The sequence below is a fragment of the Acinetobacter sp. YH12200 genome, from assembly GCF_013418175.1.
Taxonomy (GTDB): domain Bacteria; phylum Pseudomonadota; class Gammaproteobacteria; order Pseudomonadales; family Moraxellaceae; genus Acinetobacter; species Acinetobacter pseudolwoffii.
In genome coordinates, this window is sequence record NZ_VPCO01000004.1 from 83,885 (window position 1) to 110,102 (window position 26,218).

Consider the following 26,218-nt stretch of genomic DNA (forward strand, 5'->3'; position numbering starts at 1 on the left):
TCTCAGAATTCATTTACTTTTTCGGATTCTTCGCAGTTTTTTTTGTAACATCTTGAGCTTTAGATGTTGTTGAGGCTGTTTCAGATGCAGAATCAGGATCCTCCTGCCCCTCTAGCCCCTCATTTTCCACGGTCTCCGATTCATTTTCAGCAGTATTATCTGCTTGTATCTCTGCTTCCACGTCAGGATCAAAAGAAGTTTTGGTTAAAGCAGGCTGTTGCGATTGTTTATCTGCCACAGGTTCAACCAATTCATCACTGAGGGCATCTAGACCTTCACTGACTTTTTCATCTTTTTTCACTTCAGCTTCTTCAGAACTGAGATCATTCTTTTCTTTCTTAACCAGTTTGACCTGAGTAATTGTATCATTGCCTTCAATTGTAATATCCTGATCCAGAATTGGCTCGTCTTTTGGCGCCTCGATCGACTGAGATGAACTGTCTAATAATTTAGGTGCAGCCTGTTGCAATAAATTGACTGCTTTTTCATAGGCCGCATAGGGAGACAATTGCGAATCTTGATGCTGAATCAGATATTGTCGAGCATGTGAGAAAGCTTCTTGAGCTTTCTGATTTACATCATCAACAAAACGGTGACTATAAACTGCTCCGATTCCAGCACTTGCCAATGGTGTCAATTTCGTTAATTTTTCTAAAATAGAAATTTTTGGCAGATTGTTCACCCATTCCCATTTTGCCTCGCCCTCATGGTTGTTTAACCATTGCTTGATGGCATTCATATCATTATCAGAACCTAGCATGGTCTGAAGCTGGGAAATATCGTGGGTTTTAATTGTATTACTCAGCGCTTTTAAGCCCAATAATAAGGTCTGCTTTTCAGCAATCAGGCCAAGGTCTAGCTGTCTAAAAATATGTTGTACGATTTCCTGATCATCATCTTTGCTCAGGTCAAAACCATAAGAACGACCGACCTGATAAATGGTACGTAGCGCCATTAACAAAGAAGCCGGAATATCAATCGCTGTACCAAGCACCCCAGAAGCACCGCTGATTGCACCCTGTACCGTTGCAATCCATTTGTTTTGCTCACCCAAAGCCTGTGAAATCCGCTTAGAACGATCGACATCCTGAGTCAACTCTTCCAAGTCTTTTGCCCCTGCTTCATTCAGAATGGTATCGACCGAACTGCTCTGGTTACTAAACTGGTTAAGGCGGTCATAAAAATAGTCTGATACTTTCTCCGTCAGTTCAGGAGAAACAAAATGTGCCACGTTATTGACGGTATTAAAACGGTGTCCTAGAAGCTGGCGAGATACATTTGGCAAATGTTCACGAAGCATTTGCTGTGGATTATCATATTTTTTAGCCGAAAAAACGCTTTTTGTCTTCGCCGAACCGTCAATCACCTGACCGGAATTTGACGGCTTAAGTGCTTTCGTCACCGAGTCTGGTGCAACATGATTCAATAAATCCAATCCGGTTGAACTGAACTTTTTCGCCACTCCAAAGGCATTCGAAATCAGACCATTAGATTGTTTATTATTAGCATTTACCATTTTTTACCTCAGCATTCACGTGCTTGTATTTGATATAAATACTAGGTGTAGTCAGCATTTATCTCAACTTTATTCTGTGTCATTTAGTAAAATCCCTACATGCCGACTCACAAACCCAACCGACTGTCACACGGCATAACATTTGCCATAAGATTTCAAAAGTCTTTCTGCTATCATGTTCTCCATCATGAAATAAGGCTAGAGGCCGGATTTGGAGATTTTATATAACCCATTTTCTGCCACTGGACGTAGAGCTAAACTATAAGGATCTGTAGATGAAACGTGTTGTCATCACTGGCATGGGTATTAACTCGTGTATTGGTAATACATTAGAGGATGTAAACCATTCTTTACAAAATGGGATTTCAGGAACACGTTTTAATCCGACTTATGCTGAACTCAATTTCAAAAGCCATGTGAGTGCTGCGGCCGAGCAGGATTTCGACGGTATTGACCGTAAACTCAAACGCTTTATGGGCGTATGCGCAATGTATGCCTACAACTCGGCACTTGCTGCAGTTGAACATGCCGGTTTAAAACAAGAAAATCTGGCAAATAATCCACGCTATGGTATTGCCGGTGGTTCAGGTGGTGGTTCAACTGCCTCAGTGGTTGAAATGAAAGAACTTCTAGATACCAAAGGTGCGCGTAAAATTGGTCCTTTCTTTGTACCACGCAATATGACCAACACCATTACTGCAAACGTCGGTGTCGCTTTTAAACTACAAGGCGTAGCACATACCATTACCAGTGCATGTGCAACCTCTGCCGATGCCATTGGTTATGCTTATAACCTGATCCAACTGGGCAAACAAGATTTGATGCTGGCTGGTGGCGGTGAAGAAGATCACTGGTCACAAAGCTTATTGTTTGATGCGATGGGTGCGCTTTGCTCTAAATACAACGACACGCCTGAAACTGCATCTCGTCCGTACTCTGCTGACCGTGACGGCTTCGTGATTGCCGGTGGTGGCGGTTTTGTGGTGCTTGAGTCACTTGAGCATGCACAAGCACGTGGTGCAAACATCTTGGCTGAAGTGGTGGGCTATGCGGCCAACTCGGATGGTGCAGATATGGTTGCACCAAGTGGTGAAGGGGCTACACGCTGTATCCTGATGGCACTTGAAGAAGCCAAACAACATGGTGTTGAATCGATTGATTATGTGAATACTCATGGTACATCTACACCTGCTGGTGACGTGACCGAGCTTCAAGCGATGGCACGTGCATTTGGTGAAGATAAAGTTCCACCACTGAGCTCAACCAAGTCTATGACTGGTCACAGCCTGGGTGCTGCTGGCGTCCAGGAAGCAATTTACTCGATCCTGATGATGCAAAATGACTTTATTGCTCCAAACATTAACGTGACCGAGCTGGATGAAGGCACAAAACCATTTGATATCGTGCTTGAAAAACGTGACGCAAAATTGAATACTGTGATGAGTAACAGTTTCGGTTTCGGCGGCGTAAATGCTTGTCTCATCTTCAAAAAATGGGAAGGCTAAGCCGCCCATTTTAGGGTGACTTGATGGATGCTCCTTCTGATGCTTTCCTTTGGGTAAAAGCATTACATATTATTGCGGTGGTTTGCTGGTTCGCTGCGTTGTTCTACTTGCCACGGTTATATGTTTACCATGCCATGAGCGAAGATGCCGTAAGCCACGCGCGTTTTCAGGTGATGGAACGCAAGCTGTATCGTGGCATCATGTGGCCTGCCATGCTGGCCACCCTCATTACAGCGCACTTTCTGGTCGATTGGGGTGATGCAACACGTCACTATCATGAAGCTTTATGGTTTTACCTGAAAGTGGGTCTGGTGGGTTTATTGGTGATTTATCATCTGGTATGTGGCCATTACCGCAAAAAACTGATGGAAAATGCCCATTACAAGTCACACAAGTTCTGGCGTTATTTTAATGAAATGCCAACCCTGATCTTATTTGCTGTGGTAATTTTGGTCGTGGTAAAACCGACCTTCTAACGCATAGAGCAAAAATAAAAAATCCCTGATTCGTCGGGGATTTTTTATTTTGGCCTTCTAGATTTTTACACAGCTATCCTGCTTCAGATTCAGTTCAGACAATTTCTGTTGAGAAAATGGCAGTGCTATACATAACTTTCCATCTTGCTGAAAATAACGTCGCCCTGCTGCATTTTGATTCAATAGCTCTATCTCTATACTGCCTGAATTGACTGCATTAAAAGTCATAATTTTATTGCTTAAGACATGATTCATCACAATATATTTTTCAAAGTTGGGCTTACTGATCTGCGCTAGAACATGTCCAATCGCATTTTTTAGTCGCCATTTAGACAGTGAAGAAGGCTCACTTGTCGTAAACCGCTCTTGCAGTTCAACATACGGTGTTTCCGAAAGCATCCAGTACACCTCATATTGTGCTGCAATTGCATTAAAGGTGGTATTGGGTAAATACAGCCATTTTAGCTGTACAGGGCTGATTTCAGAGGCATGTGCCAGATATTGGGTCAGCAAATAATGTCCCATTAATTCATTTTGCAGACTTGCTTTTAAACCCAATTGATCTGAATCCAGATTGTTAAGCATGACTGGATTGCTTTCATTTTTTTGCTCGATCCGAATCAGATCAATCATTTGACTGAGCCAATTCTGCAGCAGCATTTTTTCAACCAAAGACAAGCGGTTCCGGCTAAAGTCTAAAACCTGATGAAATTGCTGTGCATAATCCTGCACTTTAGAGTCTGAATTAAGCTGGATGTGAACCAGTTTCAGCAACTGTAAGTTTTGAATATAGCGATAATCAGGCCCGCCTGCCTGCGGCGGAATCACCAATGAAATATAATCCTGGTGTTCCAATAAATCTGAAAACCGTTGTAAAGGAATACGCTCACGTTCCAGTAAAGCGTGTAGCAATTTTTTATGTTCTACCACCAATACAGAAAACTGCTCAGCTGAATTAGCCAAACGCATTTGCAGATTTTCAAGAAGTTCTTTTTCCTGTTCAGAAAAACCAGCTCGGCTCAGCTGGCGGTTTAATCCTGAGTCACTCTGCAAATTTTCAGCAGCATTCTGATCTCGAATATAATTTACCCATTCCCGATGGTAACGATAACGACCCAGTGCCTGAGGGTGAACCTCATCTTTGGCAGCAATTCCCAATAAGTAAAAATATGAGTGTTGCTGAACATTCGCCCTATAGATTAAATCTGGCTGAATAAACTTTTTTGCCGTATCCGTTAAAGGCTGATCTGTACGCAGCCATTTTGCAGTGAATACCAACAGAATGGCTATTCCCACAAGAATGCCAAGCGACCATAACCCCAGCCTGTTTTTACTCCATCCCCTCATATAGATCCTTATTTTTAATTATAAATTTTTCTTCAATTCTAAGGGCACAGGACAAAGTTCACAAATGATTCATCACACCATAAAAAAATCCCCGATCAGGCGGGGATTTTTTAAGCTATTTTATTGTGTTTCTAATGCCGCTTTTCTCGCGGCTGCGACACGCGGCCGATACAGTACATAATAAGTCACTGCCAAAATAATCAACCATAATGGACTGATTTTTAATGCATTAAATGTATCTGGCTCCAAACTTAAAATGACCAGAGCGAAAGCCAGAAAAGTTAGTACGATATAGCTCATCCATACCCCGCCCGGCATTTTAAAGGTGGAGTTGGCATGCTGTTCAGGGCGTAATTTACGGTAGCGTAAATAACACACCATAATTAAGCTCCAAATACTAATAAACAAAATCACGCACAGCGACGTGGCTAAAGTAAAAGCTTCCAGGGTGTTTGGCACGAAGTACTGCAAAGCTGCACCAGCCATAATAAAGGCACATGAGAACATTAAACCCTTGGCTGGTACAGAACGTTTCGATAGATGCGCCAAAGCGGCAGGTGCCTGTTGGCCACGCGCCAATCCGAAAAGCATACGACTGGTTGAGAATACACCACTATTCATGGAAGACATGACGGATGACAAGACCACCAGATTCATGATGATCGCCGCCGCACCAATACCGGCATGCATGAATAAGCTGACAAAAGGACTTTGATCCGCAGGAATTTTAGCCCATGGAGTCACTGACATCACTACAAACAATGACAACACATAGAACAAGATAATACGCGTTGGAATTGCATTGACGGCTTTGGGTAAATTTTTCTCAGGATCTTTGGTTTCAGCTGCCATCGTACCGAGCAATTCCACACCGACAAAGGCGAATAAGGCAATCTGGAAGCCTGCCAGGAAGCCATCCGCACCTTTGGGGAACATACCACCCGACCAGACATGGCTAAAGCTTGCAGTACTGCCATCTGGTGCCTGAAACTGGTTCAACACCATAAAGCCGCCAATAAAGATCAGGCCTAAAATGGCTAAAATCTTAATCAGGGCAAACCAGAATTCAATTTCACCAAACAGTTTGACCGTCAGCAAGTTCAAACCCAGAACCAGCAACACACAGCCGACACTGATCAATGCCTGCCCGATGGGGGTAAAGGCCACACCCTCAGGCAACCAGAAACTTAGATAATTAATAATCGCTGCTAAATCGGCAATCCCGACCAGAACCCAACCGAGCCAATAAGACCAGCCAATATAATAGGCCGCGCCCGGACCTATGAGGTCGCGCGCCATATCAATAAATGATTTGTAATGTAAATTAGCCAACAATATCTCACCCAATGCGCGCATCAGGAAAAAAAACATAAAGCCAATAATCATATAAATAAATAAAATTGAAGGGCCGGCCAAAGAGATAGTTTTACCCGATCCCATAAATAAACCGGTACCAATTGCACCACCAATGGCAATTAACTGCAGATGCCGATTGGAGAGCTTGCGTTGTAGCTCATGTTGCGACGGCGCTGCGTCATCTTTAGCGGATGTTGTATTCATGTTTAGTTCCTTTTTTGCATCAGACCCTTGCCCATCTGATCGGATTTCTTCCTGAAATCCTGAATGCAGATGAAGTTCCATTTAAAAAGCTAAATGACCGGATCTAATGTCCTTACAAAATTAAGTTGGGAGATATAAAAATCAAAACAACTCAAGCCTGTGCTGCAATCACTGCAATTTCAATCAGCCAGTCAGGATTGACCAGATCTGCCTGAATGGTGGCACGTGCCGGAGTTCCCTGTCCTTGCAACCAGTGAATCCAGATCTGGTTCACGGTTTGAAAATCTTCCAGATTTTTCACAAATAGTTGTGCCGACAGCAGTCGGCTTTTGTCTGTTCCTGCCAGCTTGAGCAGCTGATCAATTTTCGTCAGCACTTCCTGCGTTTGACCGCTAATATCCTGACGGGTGCTATCCGGCACCTGCCCTGATAAATACACGGTCTGGTTGTGAATGGTGACAGCACTCATGACCTGATTGCTGTTAATACGCTGGATATCGGTGTGTTCCATCATCATATGTCCTCTCAATTTCTTCCGTTATTTGGTCAATATTTAGTTTTAGCTTTCGATCCGAACCGGTACACGAGCCGTAATCGCACACATCAATTCATAGCCTACGGTTCCTGAACCGGCCGCGACCTCATCAATTGATAAAATTTCACCTTGCGAAGATTTCCCCCAAAGCACCACTTCACTCCCCACAGTCGCCTGAGGGACAGCGGTCAGATCGACTGTAAGCATATCCATACTGACCCGACCAAGAACTTGAGTCTGCACTGAATCCACCAGAACTGGTGTACCTGTGGCTGAAATGCGCTGATACCCATCGGCATATCCACATGCCACTACACCAATGCGCATCGCCTGCTCCGCAACGAAGTTAGAACCATAACCCACACTTTCATCAGCCTGAATATACTGAATCGCAATGATTTCACTGCGCAGGCTCATGCCGGGCTGCAGATTCCAGTCATAAATAGTATGGTCAGGATAGTCAGGCGAACTGCCATACAGCATGATGCCACTACGCACAATGTCGGATTGAATGTGGTGATGATGGCGCAGGATGGCTGCACTATTACTGACAGAAGTTTTTCCGGCTAAAGACCCAGTGATTTGCGTGAACATTGAATATTGATAATCAATGCCGTTCTGGCCAAAGCGCTGACCATCTGCATCGGAAAAATGCGTCATATGGCTAACTGAGCGCACATTGCCCAGTGCCTGGACTTGCTTAAAAATATCCGTATATTCGTGGGCCTGAAAACCCAAACGGTTCATACCGCTGTTAAGTTTTAAGTACACATCAAATTTTGCGTCTGGATTGATCTGCTGAAACTGCGTTAACCAGGTGATTTGATGCTGGCTATGTAGACTAAAACTTAAATCTAATGCAGCACAGACGTCTAAATCGTCTACAGCAAAAATTCCTTCGAGCAGTAAAATTTTGCCCTGCCAACCGAGCGCACGCAGACGCTGCGCTTCAGCCAAATCCAGCAAGGCAAAACCATCGGCTGATTGAAATGCTGAATAGACTCGCTCAATACCATGACCATAGGCATTGGCTTTAACCACAGCATAGACTTCGGCATTTGGCGCTGCGGCTTTGGCGATCTTCAGGTTATGCTGCAATGCATCTAAGTGCACTACAGCTTGAATTGGGCGTGGCATAGCTTCTTCCTTGAAACAGCAATTTAGGCCGCGTGTGAATAACGTCCGAGTGAAAGTCCTTCAGTGCTGATTTCGGTTTTATGATTCAACACAATGTCACTGATTAACTTGCCCGAACCACAGGCCATGGTCCAACCCAGGGTGCCATGTCCAGTATTCAGGAACAGATTTTTAAAACGCGTTACACCAATAATCGGGGTACTGTCTGGGGTCATTGGACGTAAACCGGTCCAGAAACTCGCTTCTGCCAGATCCCCGCCTGGGAATAATTCCTGAGTGACCATTTCCAGAGTGGCACGGCGATTGTCTTTCAAATTGTGGTTAAATCCACTTAGTTCGGCCATACCGCCAACACGGATCCGCTGGTCAAAACGCGTGATGGCAATTTTATAGGTTTCATCCAGCACCGTAGATTGTGGTGCAAAGTTGGCATCAACAATTGGAATGGTCAGTGAATAGCCTTTGACTGGATAAACCGGCAAATCCAGATTCAAAGGTTTTAAGAAATCACGCGAATAACTACCGAATGCCAATACATATTTATCAGCCGTCAGCACTTCACCATTGACCACCACCCCCTTAATTTCATCGCCTTCAATCACCAAACGCTCAACATTTTGGTTAAATTTAAACTGCACGCCCAATTCTTTGGCAACATTGGCTAAGGCATTGGTAAATAAATAACAGTCGCCTGTCTCATCATTGGGTAAATGCAAGCCGCCCACCAGTTTATCCTGGACATGCGCCAGGGCTGGCTCAACTTTGGCCAGATCAGCGCCCAACAACAATTCATGCGGTACGCCGCATTCTCGCAATACCGCAATATCACGTTGCACCATCTCTAATTGCGCTTCGTTACGAAAGACTTGCAAAGTACCTTTAGAACGGTGTTCATAACTGATCCCGGTTTCTTTACGCAATTCACGTAAACAGTCACGGCTATATTCAGCCACACGGGTCATACGTTCTTTGTTAATCGCATAGCTGGCTGGATTACAGTTTTTCAGCATTTGTGCCATCCAGTTCAACTGCCACATACTGCCATCTAAATTAATGGCTAAAGGTGCATGATGCTGGAACATCCATTTCACTGCTTTAAATGGAATGCCCGGTGCTGCCCATGGCGTCGAATAGCCCGGAGAAATTTGCCCGGCATTGCCAAAACTGGTTTCTTCAGCCGGCCCGGTTTGACGGTCAAGCACTGTAACTTCTGCACCCTGCTGCGCCAGATAATAGGCACTCGCCACACCGATTACACCACTGCCTAAGACCAAAACGCGCATCTTACTACCCTCAAATTTTTCTAGTTGATTTAACTAGTATATTTTTGGATCAATAGTGAATTTAACTATATTGAGATGATATATTTAGTGAAATAAACATTTTTTTCGGGCAGAATTAAAAAAAAGAGGGAAATATTGATGCGTAAATTAGACCGCATTGATCGCATGATTCTGGATATCTTGCAACGCGATGGCCGGATTGCCATTAGTGAGCTGGCAGCACGTGTGAACCTGTCAACCACACCCTGTTCAGAACGGGTAAAACGGCTGGAGCGCGAAGGCATTATCATGGGTTATTACGCGCGCTTAAATCCGGAACTGCTAGAACGCAATTTGCTGGTCTTTCTGGAGATTAAGCTTTCTGCAAAATCGGGTGATGTATTTGATCAAGTGGCGCGGAATCTGACCGAAATTCCAGAAGTACTGGAATGTCATTTGATTTCCGGTGACTTTGATTATCTGGTCAAGGCACGTCTCAAAGAGATGAGTGCCTATCGGCGTCTGTTAGGCGATTTGCTAAAAAAATTACCTGCTTCTGCTTCCTCACATAGTTATGTGGTCATGGAGGAAGTAAAAGAAAGTCTCTATCTGGATCTTGGCGGGTAATTATTTTTATCTTTCAACATTCAGCGCTCAAACAGTTTCCAAAAAAATAATGCCCCAAATGGGGCATTATGGTGAACAATATATTTAGATATTTATTTTCGACTTAAAAATCAGGCTGGAATACGCAATACCTGTCCCGGGAAAATATCATCAGCATCTTTGAGCAATGGGCGATTGGCCTCAAAGATCTTATTGTACTGATTGGCATCACCATAAAATTCTTTCGAGATTTTTGACAAGCTATCCCCCGATTTTACCGTATAGAATTTGCTTTCCGGTTCAGGGCTGCTGACCGTAAGCTGATCATCCACTTTGGCCACATGATCAATATTCCCCACCGCCAGAATAATTTTTTCACGATCGGCCTGACTTTGCACCTGACCTCTGACCGTGGCCAGATCCGAGGTTGAATTATAACTGATGGATAAACCAGTGATCGGAAGACCCAGACCTTTTACATGACCAAGTAATTTATTTGCGACTTCTTGGGCAGAAGGCTCTGCGGGCTGTGCTGCTGCGGCTGGAGTAGTATTTGCTGGTGCGGCCTGCGGCTCTGCGGCAGCTGTATTTTTCTTACCGATACCTTTTACAAAATCAAAAAGACCCATATGGAACTCCATTCTTGTCGTTAATGTCATATCACTCTTATTTTTATAATGAAAATAGCCAAGGCATAGTTAGTCATTGGTGACAGAAAGGTAATCGATTGTAAAATTTCCATTTAGGTGAAAAGCAGACACAAAAAAACCACCGAGAGGGTGGTCTTTATGCTCAGCAAAGCTGAAATCGGCGATTAACCCAGTTTCTTAGAAACATAGTCAATTGCAGATTGAACAGTTGTGATTTCGTTAGAATCTTCATCAGGAATCGTGATGTCGAAATCATTTTCGAAAGACATAACCAGTTCAACTAGATCTAGAGAATCTGCACCTAAGTCATCCATGAAAGACGCTTCGTTTTTAATCTCTTCGATTTTGATACCAAGTTGTTCTGCAACTGCTTGCTTAACACGTTGTTCGATATCGCTCACAGGAATTCTCCTCATTGCTTGTGGCGTTTTTAATGCCGTTAGTTTAATTGAATCTAAAAAATTTGGAAAGTTTATACTTGAGCTTAGCTCATGTATAAGCCCCCATTTACATGCATAACTGTACCAGTAATGTAACTGGCTTTGTCTGAAGCCAGGAAACTTACAGCATTTGCGATATCTTGTGGGTCACCCAAACGGTTTAACGCCACTTGCTCAGTCATTTTTTTACGAATTTCTTCGCTTAACTGTTCCGTCATTTCAGTTGCAATAAAGCCTGGTGCGACCGAGTTAACCGTAATCTGACGGCTACCCATTTCTTTGGCCAAACTACGACTGAAGGCTTCAATTCCGGCTTTGGCAGCAGAATAGTTGGCCTGCCCCGGGTTGGCAAAGTGTGCCACCACAGAGCTGATGTTGATGATGCGTCCGAAACGTGCCTTGGTCATGCCTTTCAGCACACGTTTAGACAGACGGTAAACGGCTTTCAGGTGAATATTTAAAATATCATCCCAGTCATCTTCAGACATGCGAAGCAATAAGTTATCTTTGGTAATACCGGCATTATTAACCAACGCCAGCACTGGACCATAGTTCTGTTCGATCTCCGTCACCAGTGCATCAATCGCAGCACCATCACGTACATCTAAAACTTTGCCCACACCATTTTCAGCAAACTGTGCAGATAATTTTTCAGCGCCCGCTTCAGAGGTCGCAGTACCCACGACAAAATAACCATCCTGAATCAACTGTTGTGCGATCGCAGCACCAATACCACGACTTGCACCTGTTACCAAGGCAACTTTCGGTTCCTGTGTCATGCAATTTTCCCTTCTGCCGTCAATACGGTGTTCAATGCATCTTCCAGACGAGATTTGCTATCCAGTGGAAGTGCTTTTTCGATATTCGGTAGGCGTTTCGCCAAGTTACTCAATACATTACCCGGACCACATTCAACGATGTACTGAATGCCTTCATCTTGAAGGAATTGCAGGGTTTTGGTCCATTGTACTGATTCATAAAGTTGCGCTGTTAAGGCCTGACGCAATGCAGGGACATCAGCCGCAGCTTCAGCGCCTACATTTTGTAATACAGGAATGCATGGCAGCTCAATGGCGGTTTGTTCCAATGCAGGCGCAAACTGTTCTGCCGCAGGTTTCATCAGTGAACAATGCGATGGAACCGATACCGGCAATGCAATCGCCTTAGCGCTATTTTCTTTGGCCAGTGCCATCACTGCTTCAACGCGATCTTTATTGCCTGCAACCACAACCTGCCCTTGGGCATTGTAGTTTGCCGCTTCAACAGAACCTTCACCTGCTGCAGTTGCCTGTGCACACAGCTCAATCACTTTGGCATCATCCAGACCTAAAATAGCAGCCATTGCACCGACACCCTGAGGTACAGCCGTCTGCATCAGTTTACCGCGCAGGTTGACCAGTTTGACTGCATCACCCAGGCTTAGGCTACCCGCTGCCACCAGCGCGCTGTACTCACCCAGTGAATGGCCTGCCAGATATTTCGGTGCCACACCACCAGATTCCAGCCACACGCGCCACAAGGCAATACTTGCAGTCAGCAATACCGGCTGGGTAAATTCAGTTTGATTTAAGTTTTCGCCAGTTTGCGCAATCTGCCACAAATCGAAGCCGACAGCTTCAGAGGCTTCTGCAAATGTCTCGCGAATAGCAGAAAACTGCTCTGCAAGTTCAGCCAGCATGCCGGCTTTTTGTGAGCCTTGACCTGGAAATACAAATGCAGTTTTCGTTGCTTGTGCTGCTTGTTCGAGTTGTGTCGCAGACATAATAAAATCCTTTCATTCAAGAGGTGTCATCTTCAGTTGTAGCAAGAAGACTGGCCAATAAAGCCACCTAAATCATTGTGGAGCGCAATTTAGCATGTAATTTTGCTGGCGGTAATTGCCAAATACAACAAAAAACCGATGCAAGCAAAAATCAAGGACAAAAAAAAGGGAGCTAAATGCTCCCATTTTTTCTACTAAGCTTGACGCTTAATACATCATCAATTATTCAGCAGATGCTTTAGCGAATAATTGACGACCACGGTAGATACCATCTTTAGATACGTGGTGACGACGGTGAGTCTCGCCAGTAGCTTGGTCTACAGTTAATGCATTCTCGGTTAAAGCGTCATGTGAACGGCGCATGTCACGGCGAGAGCGACTTTTACGGTTTTGCTGAACGGCCATGATGGCTCCTTACAAAGATCGAAAAAATGGATCAGAACAAATTCGATTGTCTTATACACAAGAGTATAACACAAAAATTAGTTAAGTTTACCCTTCAGAGCTGCCAAAACATCAAACGGATTATCTCGTTTTTCTTCGACAACTTCTTCTATGGCAGGCTGATGCTTATGTTCGCAAAACTCATGTTTAGGCGACAACGGCACCAACAATAACAGTTCATCTTCTATCAGCGCGAGCAAATCAGCGGTCGCAGGTGCATCATAGTCACCTTTGGTCGTTGCTTCACTTTCACCTAGGACGATGAAATCAGCATCCTCATCCAAGCGCTCTATCAGTGACTCATCATCCACAAGTGCCAAATGGAACGATGAAACCAGTTCAATCTCTACAGTTTCCAGACAACGCTGGCATTCCATAGGAACTTTTGTTTCAACGTGACCATCTAGCCATGCAATACGATGATAGGCATCCATTGATAGCTTACAGTCTATGTTAATCAATTGATCATCAATTGATCCAACAGCTTCACGAGCGATACGAACAAAGCGGGATAAAGGCAGTTGACCTGACCATTTAAAGCCCTGTTCAGCCCATTTAAACGGCTCAATCTGTGCCGGAAAGGTATTTGCTGACATAATTAAGGCGGCAATTCTACAAATTCATCAGTACTCTGTCAAAGATTAAGATACAATTTTGTACTTATTTCGACAGACCATTTGGGTAACTCAAGTCATGCATCTGTTGCAGCCGCAAACAGAAGTGAATGTTTCATCACTCGTTAGCACAATTCCAAGCCTTGATTCTGACAGTTCAACACAACAAGTGCAACTCTCGCCATGGACGAATTTATCGTCAGAAGCGCAGCAGGTGGACTGGCTCATCTTACACTTTAATCACTGGTTTTCCCATTTAAATGTGACTTTAGTCCGTGGCGAATTTGAACCTGAATATTTTCCTGCCGATGCCGATACTCCTGCCCGGATTCAGTTTGCACATGGATTCTTTAATAGTGCCTTGCATGAAATCAGCCATTGGACAATTGCCGGGGATAAACGCCGGGAACTTCCGGATCTTGGTTACTGGTATGCCCCGGATGGGCGTACAGCCGAACAACAAGCGCTGTTTGAACAGGTAGAAATTAAACCGCAGGCAATCGAGTGGATGTTTGCCCAGGCCTTTGGGCGTAAATTCCGGGTATCGCTGGATAACCTGACTGGTGACGGCGGTGACGGAACCCGCTTTAAAGATCATGTCTATGCACAAGTGCAGGCTTATTTTCGTGGTGAGGCAAAATTGCCACGGGATGCACAACGCTTTATTCAATGTATCTGTGCCTGTAGCAGAGGTGGCAAAAGTTTACAATCTGATGAATTTATACGTGAAATGCTTGATTAAATTACACAAATCTACCTTTTTGGTGATTGCCAGACGCTGCCTGAGCGCCACATAATAAGCCATCAGCCCAAGCTTGGAGTAGCCTCTATGCTGCATTTACGCGTACACCCCGATAACCCGCAACCGCGCTTAATCAGTCAGGCGGTAGAACGAATCCGTGCTGGCGATGTGGTGGTCTATCCCACGGATGCTGCCTATGCGATTGGTTGCCAGATTGGGAATAAAAGTGCCATGGAACGCATTGCGCAGATTCGCGGACTTGGCCCAAAACATCAATATGCAATTTTGTGCTGTGATTTATCCGATATTGCCACCTATGCCAAAGTGGACAATGCCATGTATCGCTTACTCAAAAACAATACACCAGCAGTCACCACTTTTATTTTACCGGCCACCAGTGAAGTGCCGAAACGCTTGATGCATCCCAAAAAGAAAACCATTGGCCTGCGCATTCCGAGCAATCCGGTGTGTCAGATGCTGCTCAAAGAACTGGGTGAGCCTCTCTTGACCTCTACCCTGATTTTGCCGGACCAGACCGATCCGCTGGATGATCCTTTTGAGATTGAAATGCAATTGGGCAAACGCATTGATGTGTTTATCGATAGCGGTTTAGGTACATTAAGCACCACCTCGATTATTGATTTATCTGGTGATCATCCAGAAATTATTCGTCGTGGCGTGGGTGATGTCAGCGCATTTGAATAAAGAATGCCATCTTATTTCCAGCCGACTGCAGGAGTCAGTCTATGGATTTATTTTATATCCTTCTGAATCAGCATGAATTCTCTGCCCAATATTGTATCTATGCAGAACTGCCTTGGACACTTCAATCCAGGGCCATCATGATCGAAGCATATCCTTCGCCCAGTCCCACTCTAAACATTGATGCTACTGAATATCAGTTTTTCATGAATTTGGCTTTGCTTCGACAGCTATTACAGATCTATTCAAGCCAGAACCTATGCCTGGCAGAGACTTGCCAACGTATGATTGAGTTTGCACTGAGTGAATATCCTTCCTCACCGCGCTGAAGTTCTTAGCACTCAGATAGGTATTAATCATATCGCAGGATACTAAAACATGGATATGGTCATAGCTTCCACCCGTAACACATTGACTCTTTGCCCCGCTTATCTGGCTGTTTTTTTTGGGGCCTTCTTTTAAATTGCAAATAAATTCCATTATTTTTTCAAGTTTTTATGCCTTTGACTCCTTATTTAATTTATTTAGAGTTACTTTTCCAGTACAATGACGGCACTTAATTCTATGCTTTTTCTTTCGATGAGATACCGAAGATCAAGCCTTTGCATGCCTTTGAAAATTCGCGTGGCCTATAATTGTAATGACTCAAATTATCCATAACACAATGGAATCTGCTCCGCACATTCGGGTTCTGGATGAATGGCAGGATACTATTCCAGAGGATCTGTATATTCCTCCCGCCGCATTTGAAATCTTGTTAGAACATTTTGAAGGCCCACTCGACTTTTTAATTTACCTGATTCAAAAAAACGGTTTTGACCTGTTGCAAGTCGATATCGCGCCGATTGCAGCGCAATATTTATCCTATATGGATGCAATGAAATCCCTGAATATTGAGCTGACCGCAGATTATATGGTGATGGCTGCTTTATTGGCAGATCTCAAATCGCGTCTGTTATTGCCTAAACCGAAAAGCCTGTCTGCGATTGAGCAAGATCCAAAACAAGAACTGATCGACCGTTTAGAAAATTATTTAAGAATTAAACGGGCAGCAGAACGTCTGGGGCAAATGCCTATTCTGGAGCGTGATACATTCCTGACCCATGTCAGTCTGGGCGACGTTCAGCAGAATAATGAAGGCTATTCGATCGATTTACTGCGTGATGCCTTGTTGTGTATTTTTAACCGTCCTGAACCGGTGATTCATCAGGTGCAACAGGAACCGGTACTGCTCGAAGAACGGATTGCCTATATTGAAAGCTGTCTGGAATCTGGCGAAGTCTTATCTTTTGCCGATTTACTCAAACCGAGTCAGGGACGCATGGGGATGGTGGTGACCTTTATGGCAGTGCTGGAGCTGACCCGGCAACAAAAAATTCAGATTATTGCTACAGGTATTGAAGCCCCGCTCGCAGTTCAAGGAGCCAGTCAATGACACTAGAGCCAAATACGCTGTTTTCTGCAGAAGATCATCTGCATGAGGTGTTGATGCAGCTTGAGGCGATTATTTTCGCCAGCGACTCTGCGGTTTCATTGGCGCGTCTGAAAGAGGCTTTTCAGGATCGCTATAGCAAACAGGAATTACGTCAGTATTTACAACAACTTTCCATGTTAATGCATGGCCGTTCGATTGAACTGATTGAAACAGCACAAGGTTATCGTTTTCAAGTGCGTGCAAAATATCGTAATATTATTGCACAGACCTGGCCTGAGCGACCAACTCGCTTGTCGCCGGCCTTACTTGAAACACTTGCAGTGATTGCTTATCACCAGCCGGTGACCCGAGCCGATATTGAACAAATTCGTGGTGTGACGAATAACAGTCAGATTTTGCGTACGCTGTTTGACTGGAACTGGATTAAAGAATCCGGATTTCGTGAACTCCCTGGAAGACCTGCGTTGTTAATGACAACGCCACAATTTTTAAATGCGTTTGGCTTGAATTCTTTAGGCCAATTGCCTCCCCTGCAGGATGCCAAGGAAGCTTTTATGGCCCTCGATGCAAATGCACCGAAGTCATAAATAGGTGAACTGTTGATAATTATTTCTAAGGTTATGCTGTCATGAGTGAAAAATTGCAAAAGGTGCTTGCACGCGTTGGTTTGGGTTCTCGCCGTTATATGGAAGAAGTCATTGCCGCGGGTCGTGTAAGCGTCAATGGGCAAATTGCCCAAGTGGGTGAACGAATCGAACCAGGTGATGAGCTTCGCATCGATGGTCGTAAAGTTGCATTTCAGATTGAAGACGAAATTCGTCGTCGTGTGATTATCTATTATAAGCCTGAAGGCGAAATCTGCTCACGTAGCGATCCTGAAAACCGCCCAACCGTGTTTGAACAGTTGCCTGCGATTCCGGGCGATCGCTGGGTAATGGTCGGCCGTCTGGATATTAACTCGACCGGTCTGTTACTGTTCACCAATGATGGCGAACTTGCCAACCGCTTGATGCACCCATCGAATGAAATTGAACGTGAATACGCAGTTCGTGTCATGGGTGAGGTGACACCACAAATCAAAAACACCATGCTTAAAGGCGTGGTATTAGATGACGGCCCAGCGAAATTCGAATCGTTCTCTGAACTCGGCGGTGATGGTATTAACCGTTGGTTCCAGGTCGTAGTAAAAGAAGGTCGTAACCGCGAAGTACGTCGTATCTTTGAATCACAAGGTCTGAAAGTAAGCCGTCTGCTGCGTACCCGCTACGGTACTGTGATTCTGCCACGCGAACTGCGTACCGGTCGCTGGATTGAACTGGATAAAAACGATATCGACAACCTGACCAAAGCTGTGGAACTGAAACCACGTCAAGGTACAGGCCTGTTTGGTATGGCAAAACGTCGTAACGAGCGTATGCAGGATAAACCGATGGCTGCACGCCGTGGCGGTTTCTTGCGTCAGCAACGTCGTGACAGTGATGAACAACAACCACAGAATAACCCTGGCCGCGAGCGTCGTGATGACAATGCTTATGGTCGTCGTGACAGAAATGAAAACCAAAATGGTACGCAGTTCGTACGTCGTGACAACCGTGATGGCAATACTCAATTTCCTCGCCGCGAAACTCGTCCAGATCAAGCTTTTGGTCGCCGCGAAGAGCGTGATGAAAATGCGCCGCGTCGTCCATACGGTGTCAACAAAGGCTTTAAAAAGTTTTAATTAAGATAAATAAAAAAAGTCAGGCAATTGCCTGACTTTTTTATGCCTTATGTATCAGTCACTTTGTGGAATCCCTTGCGGAATGGCACTGAGTAAACGCTTGGTATATTCATGTTGTGGTGACTGATACAATTCATCTGAATTGGCAATTTCCACCAGTTCCCCATGATTCATCACCATGATCTGATCTGAAATATACTTCACCACCGATAAATCATGTGAAATGAAAATATAACTGAGTCCAAATTCATCCTGCAAATCTTGCAGTAAATTCAAGACCTGTGCCTGTACCGATACATCCAGCGCCGAGACCGACTCATCACAGATCAAAATTTCAGGCTTCAAAGTCAGGCAACGTGCAATTGCAATACGCTGGCGCTGACCACCGGAAAATTCATGCGGATAGCGATAAAAAGCCTGGGCAGGCAAACTGACCCGCTCCAGCAGGTCCAAAGCCATTTGCTTGCGTTCTGCATCATCCTGACCAATTTTATGAATCTGCATCGGTTCCATCAGGATTTGCCCCACGGTAAAACGCGGATTTAAAGAGGCATAAGGATTCTGGAAAATGATCTGGATTTTACGTTGATACTGGTTAAATTCCTTTTCAGACATGGCCAAAATGTCCCGCCCCTGAAATAGCGCTTTACCGCCTGTTGCCTGTTGCAAACGCATCAATAGCAAGCCAATGGTGGTTTTGCCCGAACCGGATTCTCCGACCAGCCCCAAGGTTTTACCTTTGGCCAGCTGAAAAGAAACCCCTTTCACCGCCTGAAATTCATCTTTGCCAAACAGACCTTTGCGGCTATAAAAAGATTTTTTCAGATCACGTACATCCAGAATAATTTCTTCTCCGCCCTTGAGTCCGCGTGAGCGTTGCGGAAGTTGAGTATTCAGGTGGATATCGTCCAGCCAGGTTGAACCATCCTGTTTCATAAAATCACTGATCATCGGCAAACGTAACGGACGTTGCGACAATTGTGGACGGCAATGCAATAAAGCCCGGGTATACATATCCTGAGGTCGATCCAGTACGTCCTGAACCAAACCCTGTTCACGAATTTCCCCATGTCGCATCACAATCACCTGATCGGCAATTTCCCCCACCAAAGCCAGATCATGAGTAATGAACAGCATCGACATCTGACGGCGCTGACGCAGAGATTCCAGCAAGTCCAGAATCTGCTTTTGAATGGTGACATCCAGGGCAGTGGTCGGTTCATCCGCAATTAACAGCTTGGGTTCACAGGCAATGGCCATGGCAATCATGACCCGCTGCTGCTGCCCCCCCGAAAGCTGTCCCGGATAGGCATCGATTTTAGTTTCAGGTGCAGGAATACCCACTTCTTTGAGCAGTTCTAAAGTACGTTGCCGCGCCTGTTTTTTATTCATACCCAAATGGAGTTGCAGGATTTCTGCAATCTGCATGCCTACCGTAAATACCGGATTGAGCGAGGACATCGGCTCCTGAAAAATCATGGCAATGTCTTTACCACACATCTGGCGCATGTCACGGGTTTTGAGCTTAAGCAGATTTTTCCCTTCAAAGATAATCCGGCTGTCTTCGGAAATACGCGCGCTTTCCGTCGGGAGCAAGCCCATGGTCGCCAGTGAAGTAACCGACTTGCCACTTCCCGATTCTCCCACCAATGCCACCGTAGTATTGGCCGGAATTTCAAAAGAAACCCCTTTTACGGTTTCGATATATTGTTTATTTTCACCTTTAAAACTGACACGCAGATTTTCCACGCGAAGTAACGCAGGTGCTGTACTTGGATTGATTTCAGACATGGTTGCGCTCCTATTTCAGTTTCGGATCTAATGCATCACGGAGTGCATCGGTAAACATCGAGAAAGCCGTCACCAGTATTGCCATGGCAATCGAGGCTGCGGCCAGTTGCCACCATTTTCCTAAAATCAGCTCACTTTGCGCTTCATTCAGCATACTTCCCCAAGACACTACTCCGATTGGCACGCCAAAACCAAGGAAGCTGAGAATCACTTCAGATTTGATAAAAGCCACCACCAGAATGGACATTTGTACCAAGGCAATATGACTGACATTCGGAAAAATATGTACAAACATACGCCGTAAATTACTCACCCCAATCGCCTTGGCAGCCAGTACATATTCACGCGCCGTATGTTTCATGTACTCGGCACGAACCAGACGAAAAACCCCAGTCCAGCCGGTCAGACCTAAAATCAGGATGATTGATAAAATCCCTTTCTGTTGCAACACCGCAGCAATTGCCAGAACCAGCAGTAAATAAGGAATTGAAGTAAAGACATTATAAAACCAGTTGAGGAGATCATCGACCCAGCCACCAAAATAACCGGCAAGTGCACCAAGTACGGTGCCAATGATCACAGCGACCAAAGCCGCAACCAGTCCGACCAGAATCGAGGTTTCCGCACCTTTAATGGTTTTCTGTAAAACATCCTGTCCCCATTTATCCGCACCAAAGATCAGACTCTGTTTTAATTCGCTGTCCTGATCCATCAGCTGACCACCGAGCTGCTGGTTAATGACGCGCATGTCTTCTGCCAGCGGATCTGTTACACCATAATAATCAATGCTGCCCCCCATCCTTTGCTCAGCAGCAATTTCAGCATTGAGTTCTGCAATCACCTCTTTTAAAGGATCGACTGGATTGACCGGTAAAACGACCAATTCTGCTTCCTGTTCTTCACCGGAAACAGCCGGCATAGGCGCTGCACTGATAAAACTTGGCGGTGCATAACTGACCGCCACTTCTTTATTCCAGTCCTTGGCAATAAAACCGCTCATGGAAAGCAAAAGTAGCAGCAGATAAAACAGCACCACCAATAAGGAGAACATGGCAATCCGGTCACGTTTCAAACGGCGCATGGCCAGTTGCCATAATCCTGTCGAAGTAGACTCAGGCACGGCTTGAGCGTGTTGCTCTTTTTTAAATATCGCACTCAGCATAATTCACCTACTTCAACTGTACGCGTGGATCGACCCATTTATAGATCAGATCGGCAATCAGGTTGAATATCATGGTCGCAGCGGCAACATAGACCGTAATCGCTTTAATCACCGGGAAATCCGAACGCTCTACGGCAATAATCACTTCACGACCAATCCCCGGAATACCGAAAAAACGCTCAATCAGGAAAGCACCGATCAGCAGTGCTGGAAGCCCCGCCATCACATCGGTAATAATCGGAATCGAGGCATTGCGTAGCACATGCACGCCCAGAATCCGGCTCTCGCCCAGACCTTTGGCCCGTGCAGTACGCACATAGTCCTGATTGACTTCATCCAGTACGAAACTGCGGTACAGACGTAAGGTCGGGGCAATACTCACCACCAGCATAATCAGTACAGGCAACAAGGCGTATTTGAAAAGATTGTCAGCGAAATTATCACTCCAGCCCTGCACCGGAAACCAGCTCAGCTCATAAGCGAGGAAGTACTGAAACACAATGATATAGACAAGAATACTGATCGACATACCGATGGTACACAGCATCATGATCATGCGATCGGTCAGACTGCCGCGAACTGACGCCACACCCAAGGCTAAAATGATGGAAATAATGGTTTGCAAAATGGTCAGTGGAATCAGAATGGTCAGTGAGGGTCCCAGACGCGTACTAATAATTTGCGCCACCGACTCGCCGGTACTCCAGCTCACCCCATAATCGAAGGTTAAAATCTGCTTGGTGAAAATCCACAGTTGCACATAATACGGTTGATCCACGCCAAGCTGTTGCCGGATGTTTTCAATCTGTTCTGCATTGGCCATTTTACCGGCGAGGATATAGGCAGGATCGCCCCCCACCCAGTTAAACAGCAGGAAGATCAGCAAAATCACCCCGAGCATGGTGGGGATCATTTGCCAGAGCCGTCGAATAATATATGCCAGCATCGCTTGCCTTCCTTAATTTTTTCCAGAGATTTCATTAAAGAAAGCTTTGCTGTCTGGATCACGACCCAGAAAGTCTTTCACCATCTGCTCGCCATGTTTTTGTCCGCCTTGCGCCAAGACCGTATTGCGATAATGCGCACCGACTTTTTTATCCATCAACTGATCGCCAAAGGCAGAGAGCATATCTAGCGCAATCACCTCGGACCACATATAGCTGTAATAACCTGCCTGATAGCCGCCCATCACATGCCCGAACTGTCCCGGGAACTGCTGACCGGGTACATAACCCAAGGCAGTTTTGCTTTCCATCTCTTGCCATAATTTTAATGGGTCGGTCTTGAGGGCATCTTTACTGTGTAAGGCCATATCGTACTGCGCATATAAAGTCTGACGCGCATAATGCAGACCGCGACCATAGTTTTTTACGTCTTTGAGACGCTCAGTCATGGCAGCATCGACACGTGGACAAGCCGGTTCACAATAATCGGCCACTTTTGATAAGGTTTCCAGACGGCGTGCCCACTCTTCATACATCTGTGAAGGTGCTTCCACCAAGTCACGCTCTACCGATGTACCAGACTGTTCGGAATAGCGGGTTTTCGATAAAATCCCGTGTAAGGCATGCCCCATTTCATGCACAAAGGTTTCCAGCTCGTTGCTGTTCAAACCTTTGCGGTTGAAGTTGGTGACCAGTACCGACACCGGACGACGCTGATTCAGGGTACTGCCACCATAGGCGCCCCAGACGGCCGCGTGTCCATATTTACCTTCACGCGGGTATTTATCGACATATAATCCGCCCAAGAATTCACCTGAGGCAGTGTCATGTACCGCATAATATTCCACTTCATTGTGCCAGGCCTTGACTTTCATCGGCCTGAAATCAATCCCGTACAGTTCTGATGACACAGCAAATAACCATTTTTGTGCCGCTTCGGTCGGGAAGTAATCGCGCAGTTTTTCCTGATCGACCTTATATTTGGCCTGACGCAGTTTTTCACTCCAATAGCCCTGATTCCAGCGAGTAATATCTGCTTTCTCTCGTGGAACTTTTAAGGTCTCGGCTTTGAACTGGCGTAACTCCTCTACATCTTGCTTCTCTAAAGGTGCGACTTTGCTATATACATCCTCTAGAAAAGAATTCACCGCTTCAGGGGTTTTTGCCATACGAAATTCAAGGGCTGAATGTGCATAGCTTTCTTTATCAAAAAGTTGGGCCATCTCATAACGCAGATCAATGGCTTTTTTCATAAATTGCAGGTTTTGCTCTGTCCCACGGCGGGTATAAGCCATCTGATAACGTTTACGCGCTTCATCACTTTCTGCCAGCTCCATGAATGGCTGGTATTCCGGATAATCAAAGCCAAGCAGATAATTGCCTTTTTCATTTTTCTTTAACCCCGCCATATAGCTGGCTGGCAGACCTTTCATTTCTGCTGGGGTAAATTCGACTTTATGCGGATTATCACGTACATTTTTGGCGAAATCCTGAGACAGCTTGGTCGATTCTTCGATGATATCTTTCAGGCGCTTTTGTTTTTCTGCACTGAGTTGTACCCCTGTTTTTTCAAACTGCTCCAGAATATCTTGCAAGAATTTTTGATCAATCGGATCACTGGCTTTCAGTTTCTTGAACTGGGCATACAGTTTCGGATTCTGGTACAGCGTGGTCTGGTACTTGCTGATTTTTAGCTCACAGTCATCTGCTGCCTGACGCAATGCAGGGTCTGGATCGACATTACTATACAATCCGACTGCTGCACCAAAATCCCGGGCTTTGGCATGTAATTCATCCCATTCAGCCAGATAAGGCCCTGCCTTGGCCTTATTTTTAATTTTCTGATTTTCAAATATCTGAATATCTTTTTGCATGCTGGCCAGATTGGCATCACATAAAGATGGAATCTCTGCTGCCTTAAATAATGGCAGTAGCTGCGCTTGAGTCTGTGCCGCTACCCCCTGATACCCCCCCATTATGACTAAACATAAGCTACTTAATTTTAAAGACTTCGATTTCATATTTATCTCCAGATTTTTCTTACTTTTTGCTATCAATATCGATGTACATCCACTCTGAAGACAGAATCGGATGGTTTTTATAACCAATGACCCGAGGTTGCGACAAGACATTACGATAGGTGCTATATAGCATCAGTACCGGCATATTCACTTCCAGAATCCGGGACATTTTGCGATAGATTGCATCACGTTCAGGACTGGCTGGCATGCTTTGGGTTTGCTCATACAGGCGGTCAAATTCAGGATGTTTGAAGCAGGCATTGTTGGTGACATTGACATTTTTGCCATAAAAAAGCTGCATGAAGTTGTCGGCATCCGGATAGTCAGCAATCCAGGCCGAGCTTTTAAACATGGTCTTACACTGTTTTTCCAGCTTGATCGCCTCGGCAAATGGCATGGCTTTGCTGACCATCTTGATCTGAATATTGTCCAGGACTTTTTTCCAGAATTCTGCCTGTTGCTGACCACGACTGGTATTACCGACAATCAGTTCAATCTCTAAAGGCTTACCATCGGGTTGTCTGCGCCAACCATCGGCCCCGACTTTGTATTGATAACGGTCAAGCAGCATATTGGCCGCCTTGACCGAATAGGGAATACTGCTTTTATAATCCGGCGAATAACCAACCACTCCGGGTGGTACCGGCATCTGTAACTTATTGGCATCGCCCTTGAGCAAGACACTGATCATATTGTCGGTAGAGTAAGCCATGGCCATGGCACGACGTAGCGCAATTTTTTCCTTGCTGAACCCACCGACCACAGGATTCTGCATATTCCAGTAATGGTAGCCAATCAGCGGATCGGTAATCCTAGATAACTGAACCCCTTTTTGTTTTAAGGAGGGTTTGAGTAGCCCATTTTCAAGCGCCTGAACCACCATGTCGCCGTCGATTTCAGTCATGTCCAGTTCATTTTTATTAAAGGCCAACCAGCGTGACTGGGCTTCTTCAATGACCCGGATATCAATCGTGCCAATTTGCGGCATTTTTTTGCCTTGCAATGCATCCACAATGGGCTGGTCTTCGCTGCTACTGGCTTTAAAATTCCAGACAAAACTCCGGTAGTTCGGACTGGCTTTTAAAATAATGCGTGAACCCGGAGTCCAGCGTGACAATAAATAAGGGCCTGTACCGACTGGTTTGTCCATCGCAAAGCCTGCTTTATTACGGTACTTTTCAATAACTTCACGGGCAACTGCAGCTGCTGGGCCATGTGCCAGTAACATCGGAAAGTTTTGATCCGGTTGGGTCAGTTTCAGAATCAGGGTATAACGGTCTGGCGTTTGAATGCCTTCAAAGGGGTTTTCATAGACTTTGCCATTCTTTTTGCCTAAGGCGACCCATGCTTCCAGCCCTTTAATCCGGCCATCCAGCAACCAGCTATTTGGTGAATGCAAGTTGGGATCGATCAGACGTTTTAATGAATAGGCATAATCATAAGCCGTCAGTTCACGTTTCTGACCTTTAAAAACGGGATCATCGGCGAAGTAAATGCCTTTTTTGATTTTGATGGTATAGGTGAGACCATCTGCACTGACTTCTGGCATGGCAACCGCGGTATTAGGAATCAGCTTGGCTGGGGTTGCCAGATAGTCATAGCTAAACAGGTTTTCAAAAATCGCGCTATTAACCCGGGCTGAATAGGCATCGTGCGTTGCGGCGGGATCAAATCCGGTTTCTGCCACCGGAAAAACATCCCGAATCACCTTGTTAGGATCTGCAGGATTAATGGCCCATGCAGAAACGATCCCCGAGCAGAGCAAACTTCCCAGCAGAACACTACCCGTCAGTTGCTTGAATTGCTTTGATAAATTTCCCTTCATCATACTCTTCATCTAAATAGGT

26 protein-coding genes are annotated in these 26,218 nt (G+C 45.2%); 9 read left to right on the forward strand and 17 right to left on the reverse strand.

Annotation, left to right across the window (positions count from 1 at the left end; genetic code table 11):
- Nucleotides 1-13: 13 nt before the first annotated feature.
- Entirely contained in the window at nucleotides 14-1,516 is a 1,503-nt protein-coding gene (locus tag FTU90_RS03600; protein ID WP_159138582.1) for an EcsC family protein, read from the reverse strand.
- Nucleotides 1,517-1,791: 275 nt separating this feature from the next.
- Here FTU90_RS03600 and FTU90_RS03605 point away from each other — a divergent pair, with 275 nt between their 5' ends.
- Both FTU90_RS03605 and hemJ read left to right on the forward strand, forming a co-directional pair.
- Nucleotides 1,792-3,021: a beta-ketoacyl-ACP synthase II gene (locus FTU90_RS03605; protein ID WP_180071955.1), complete on the forward strand. Its 1,230-nt coding sequence runs from the start codon at nucleotides 1,792-1,794 to the stop codon at nucleotides 3,019-3,021.
- Nucleotides 3,022-3,044: 23 nt separating this feature from the next.
- Nucleotides 3,045-3,497: a protoporphyrinogen oxidase HemJ gene (gene hemJ / locus FTU90_RS03610; RefSeq protein WP_100328923.1), complete on the forward strand. Its 453-nt coding sequence runs from the start codon at nucleotides 3,045-3,047 to the stop codon at nucleotides 3,495-3,497.
- A gap of 57 nt (nucleotides 3,498-3,554) precedes the next feature.
- Here hemJ and FTU90_RS03615 read toward each other — a convergent pair whose 3' ends face one another.
- The 5 genes from FTU90_RS03615 to FTU90_RS03635 all read right to left on the reverse strand — a co-directional run bounded on the left by FTU90_RS03615 (nucleotide 3,555) and on the right by FTU90_RS03635 (nucleotide 9,359).
- On the reverse strand, nucleotides 3,555-4,793 hold the full coding sequence (locus tag FTU90_RS03615; RefSeq protein ID WP_252766813.1) for a hypothetical protein: 1,239 nt from the start codon (nucleotides 4,791-4,793) through the stop codon (nucleotides 3,555-3,557).
- A gap of 171 nt (nucleotides 4,794-4,964) precedes the next feature.
- Nucleotides 4,965-6,404 (reverse strand): amino acid permease, encoded by a 1,440-nt coding sequence (locus tag FTU90_RS03620; RefSeq protein ID WP_074384173.1) that lies wholly within the window; start codon nucleotides 6,402-6,404, stop codon nucleotides 4,965-4,967.
- 151 nt (nucleotides 6,405-6,555) lie between these two features.
- Nucleotides 6,556-6,918 carry a RidA family protein gene (locus tag FTU90_RS03625; RefSeq protein ID WP_159138579.1) on the reverse strand — a complete coding sequence of 121 codons (363 nt, stop codon included), beginning with the start codon at nucleotides 6,916-6,918 and terminating at the stop codon, nucleotides 6,556-6,558.
- 45 nt (nucleotides 6,919-6,963) lie between these two features.
- Nucleotides 6,964-8,076, reverse strand: coding sequence for an alanine racemase (gene alr, locus FTU90_RS03630; RefSeq protein ID WP_159138578.1), 1,113 nt, complete (start codon nucleotides 8,074-8,076; stop codon nucleotides 6,964-6,966).
- Nucleotides 8,077-8,099: 23 nt separating this feature from the next.
- Nucleotides 8,100-9,359, reverse strand: a complete 1,260-nt coding sequence (locus FTU90_RS03635; protein WP_180071956.1) for a D-amino acid dehydrogenase — start codon at nucleotides 9,357-9,359, stop codon at nucleotides 8,100-8,102.
- A 138-nt stretch (nucleotides 9,360-9,497) separates the two neighbouring features.
- Here FTU90_RS03635 and FTU90_RS03640 point away from each other — a divergent pair, with 138 nt between their 5' ends.
- Complete coding sequence (locus FTU90_RS03640; RefSeq protein WP_005095994.1) at nucleotides 9,498-9,965, forward strand: Lrp/AsnC ligand binding domain-containing protein; 468 nt, start codon at nucleotides 9,498-9,500, stop codon at nucleotides 9,963-9,965.
- Between the two features lie 110 nt (nucleotides 9,966-10,075).
- Here FTU90_RS03640 and lysM read toward each other — a convergent pair whose 3' ends face one another.
- The 6 genes from lysM to FTU90_RS03670 form a co-directional block, all read right to left on the reverse strand.
- Complete coding sequence (gene lysM / locus FTU90_RS03645; protein ID WP_005095992.1) at nucleotides 10,076-10,573, reverse strand: peptidoglycan-binding protein LysM; 498 nt, start codon at nucleotides 10,571-10,573, stop codon at nucleotides 10,076-10,078.
- Nucleotides 10,574-10,758: 185 nt separating this feature from the next.
- The gene (gene acpP, locus FTU90_RS03650; RefSeq protein WP_004646101.1) at nucleotides 10,759-10,995 is read right to left on the reverse strand and encodes an acyl carrier protein; all 237 of its coding nucleotides are present in this window, start codon (nucleotides 10,993-10,995) and stop codon (nucleotides 10,759-10,761) included.
- A gap of 83 nt (nucleotides 10,996-11,078) precedes the next feature.
- On the reverse strand, nucleotides 11,079-11,813 hold the full coding sequence (fabG, locus tag FTU90_RS03655) for a 3-oxoacyl-ACP reductase FabG (protein WP_159138576.1): 735 nt from the start codon (nucleotides 11,811-11,813) through the stop codon (nucleotides 11,079-11,081).
- A complete protein-coding gene (gene fabD / locus FTU90_RS03660) occupies nucleotides 11,810-12,796 on the reverse strand; it encodes an ACP S-malonyltransferase (RefSeq protein WP_005095987.1) in 987 nt (328 codons plus the stop codon). The genes fabG and fabD overlap by 4 nt, the downstream gene beginning before the upstream one ends.
- 222 nt (nucleotides 12,797-13,018) lie before the next feature.
- On the reverse strand, nucleotides 13,019-13,201 hold the full coding sequence (rpmF, locus tag FTU90_RS03665; protein WP_004279227.1) for a 50S ribosomal protein L32: 183 nt from the start codon (nucleotides 13,199-13,201) through the stop codon (nucleotides 13,019-13,021).
- Nucleotides 13,202-13,278: 77 nt separating this feature from the next.
- Nucleotides 13,279-13,836, reverse strand: a complete 558-nt coding sequence (locus FTU90_RS03670; protein WP_074384127.1) for a DUF177 domain-containing protein — start codon at nucleotides 13,834-13,836, stop codon at nucleotides 13,279-13,281.
- A gap of 97 nt (nucleotides 13,837-13,933) precedes the next feature.
- On the opposite strand from FTU90_RS03670, the gene FTU90_RS03675 reads away from it, so the two are divergent.
- The 6 genes from FTU90_RS03675 to rluB all read left to right on the forward strand — a co-directional run bounded on the left by FTU90_RS03675 (nucleotide 13,934) and on the right by rluB (nucleotide 18,453).
- Nucleotides 13,934-14,596, forward strand: coding sequence for an elongation factor P hydroxylase (locus FTU90_RS03675; RefSeq protein ID WP_005095983.1), 663 nt, complete (start codon nucleotides 13,934-13,936; stop codon nucleotides 14,594-14,596).
- 87 nt (nucleotides 14,597-14,683) lie between these two features.
- The gene (locus tag FTU90_RS03680) at nucleotides 14,684-15,301 is read left to right on the forward strand and encodes an L-threonylcarbamoyladenylate synthase (RefSeq protein ID WP_005095982.1); all 618 of its coding nucleotides are present in this window, start codon (nucleotides 14,684-14,686) and stop codon (nucleotides 15,299-15,301) included.
- 41 nt (nucleotides 15,302-15,342) lie between these two features.
- Nucleotides 15,343-15,627, forward strand: a complete 285-nt coding sequence (locus FTU90_RS03685) for a hypothetical protein (protein WP_005095980.1) — start codon at nucleotides 15,343-15,345, stop codon at nucleotides 15,625-15,627.
- A gap of 311 nt (nucleotides 15,628-15,938) precedes the next feature.
- Nucleotides 15,939-16,733, forward strand: a complete 795-nt coding sequence (locus tag FTU90_RS03690; RefSeq protein WP_005172392.1) for a ScpA family protein — start codon at nucleotides 15,939-15,941, stop codon at nucleotides 16,731-16,733.
- Nucleotides 16,730-17,320: an SMC-Scp complex subunit ScpB gene (gene scpB / locus FTU90_RS03695; RefSeq protein WP_005095975.1), complete on the forward strand. Its 591-nt coding sequence runs from the start codon at nucleotides 16,730-16,732 to the stop codon at nucleotides 17,318-17,320. The genes FTU90_RS03690 and scpB overlap by 4 nt, the downstream gene beginning before the upstream one ends.
- A 41-nt stretch (nucleotides 17,321-17,361) precedes the next feature.
- Nucleotides 17,362-18,453, forward strand: a complete 1,092-nt coding sequence (gene rluB / locus FTU90_RS03700) for a 23S rRNA pseudouridine(2605) synthase RluB (protein ID WP_074384125.1) — start codon at nucleotides 17,362-17,364, stop codon at nucleotides 18,451-18,453.
- Between the two features lie 54 nt (nucleotides 18,454-18,507).
- Here the strand turns inward: rluB and FTU90_RS03705 are convergent, their stop codons facing one another.
- From FTU90_RS03705 to FTU90_RS03725, 5 genes are read right to left on the reverse strand one after another with little or no spacing between them, the layout of a single operon-like run.
- Entirely contained in the window at nucleotides 18,508-20,244 is a 1,737-nt protein-coding gene (locus tag FTU90_RS03705; RefSeq protein WP_159138575.1) for an ABC transporter ATP-binding protein, read from the reverse strand.
- Nucleotides 20,245-20,254: 10 nt separating this feature from the next.
- Nucleotides 20,255-21,406 (reverse strand): ABC transporter permease, encoded by a 1,152-nt coding sequence (locus FTU90_RS03710; protein WP_159138574.1) that lies wholly within the window; start codon nucleotides 21,404-21,406, stop codon nucleotides 20,255-20,257.
- Between the two features lie 7 nt (nucleotides 21,407-21,413).
- Nucleotides 21,414-22,352, reverse strand: a complete 939-nt coding sequence (locus FTU90_RS03715; RefSeq protein WP_159138573.1) for an ABC transporter permease — start codon at nucleotides 22,350-22,352, stop codon at nucleotides 21,414-21,416.
- Between the two features lie 12 nt (nucleotides 22,353-22,364).
- Complete coding sequence (locus tag FTU90_RS03720) at nucleotides 22,365-24,371, reverse strand: M3 family metallopeptidase (protein ID WP_100534700.1); 2,007 nt, start codon at nucleotides 24,369-24,371, stop codon at nucleotides 22,365-22,367.
- Nucleotides 24,372-24,390: 19 nt separating this feature from the next.
- Nucleotides 24,391-26,196: an ABC transporter substrate-binding protein gene (locus FTU90_RS03725; protein WP_159138585.1), complete on the reverse strand. Its 1,806-nt coding sequence runs from the start codon at nucleotides 26,194-26,196 to the stop codon at nucleotides 24,391-24,393.
- Nucleotides 26,197-26,218 lie beyond the last annotated feature (22 nt).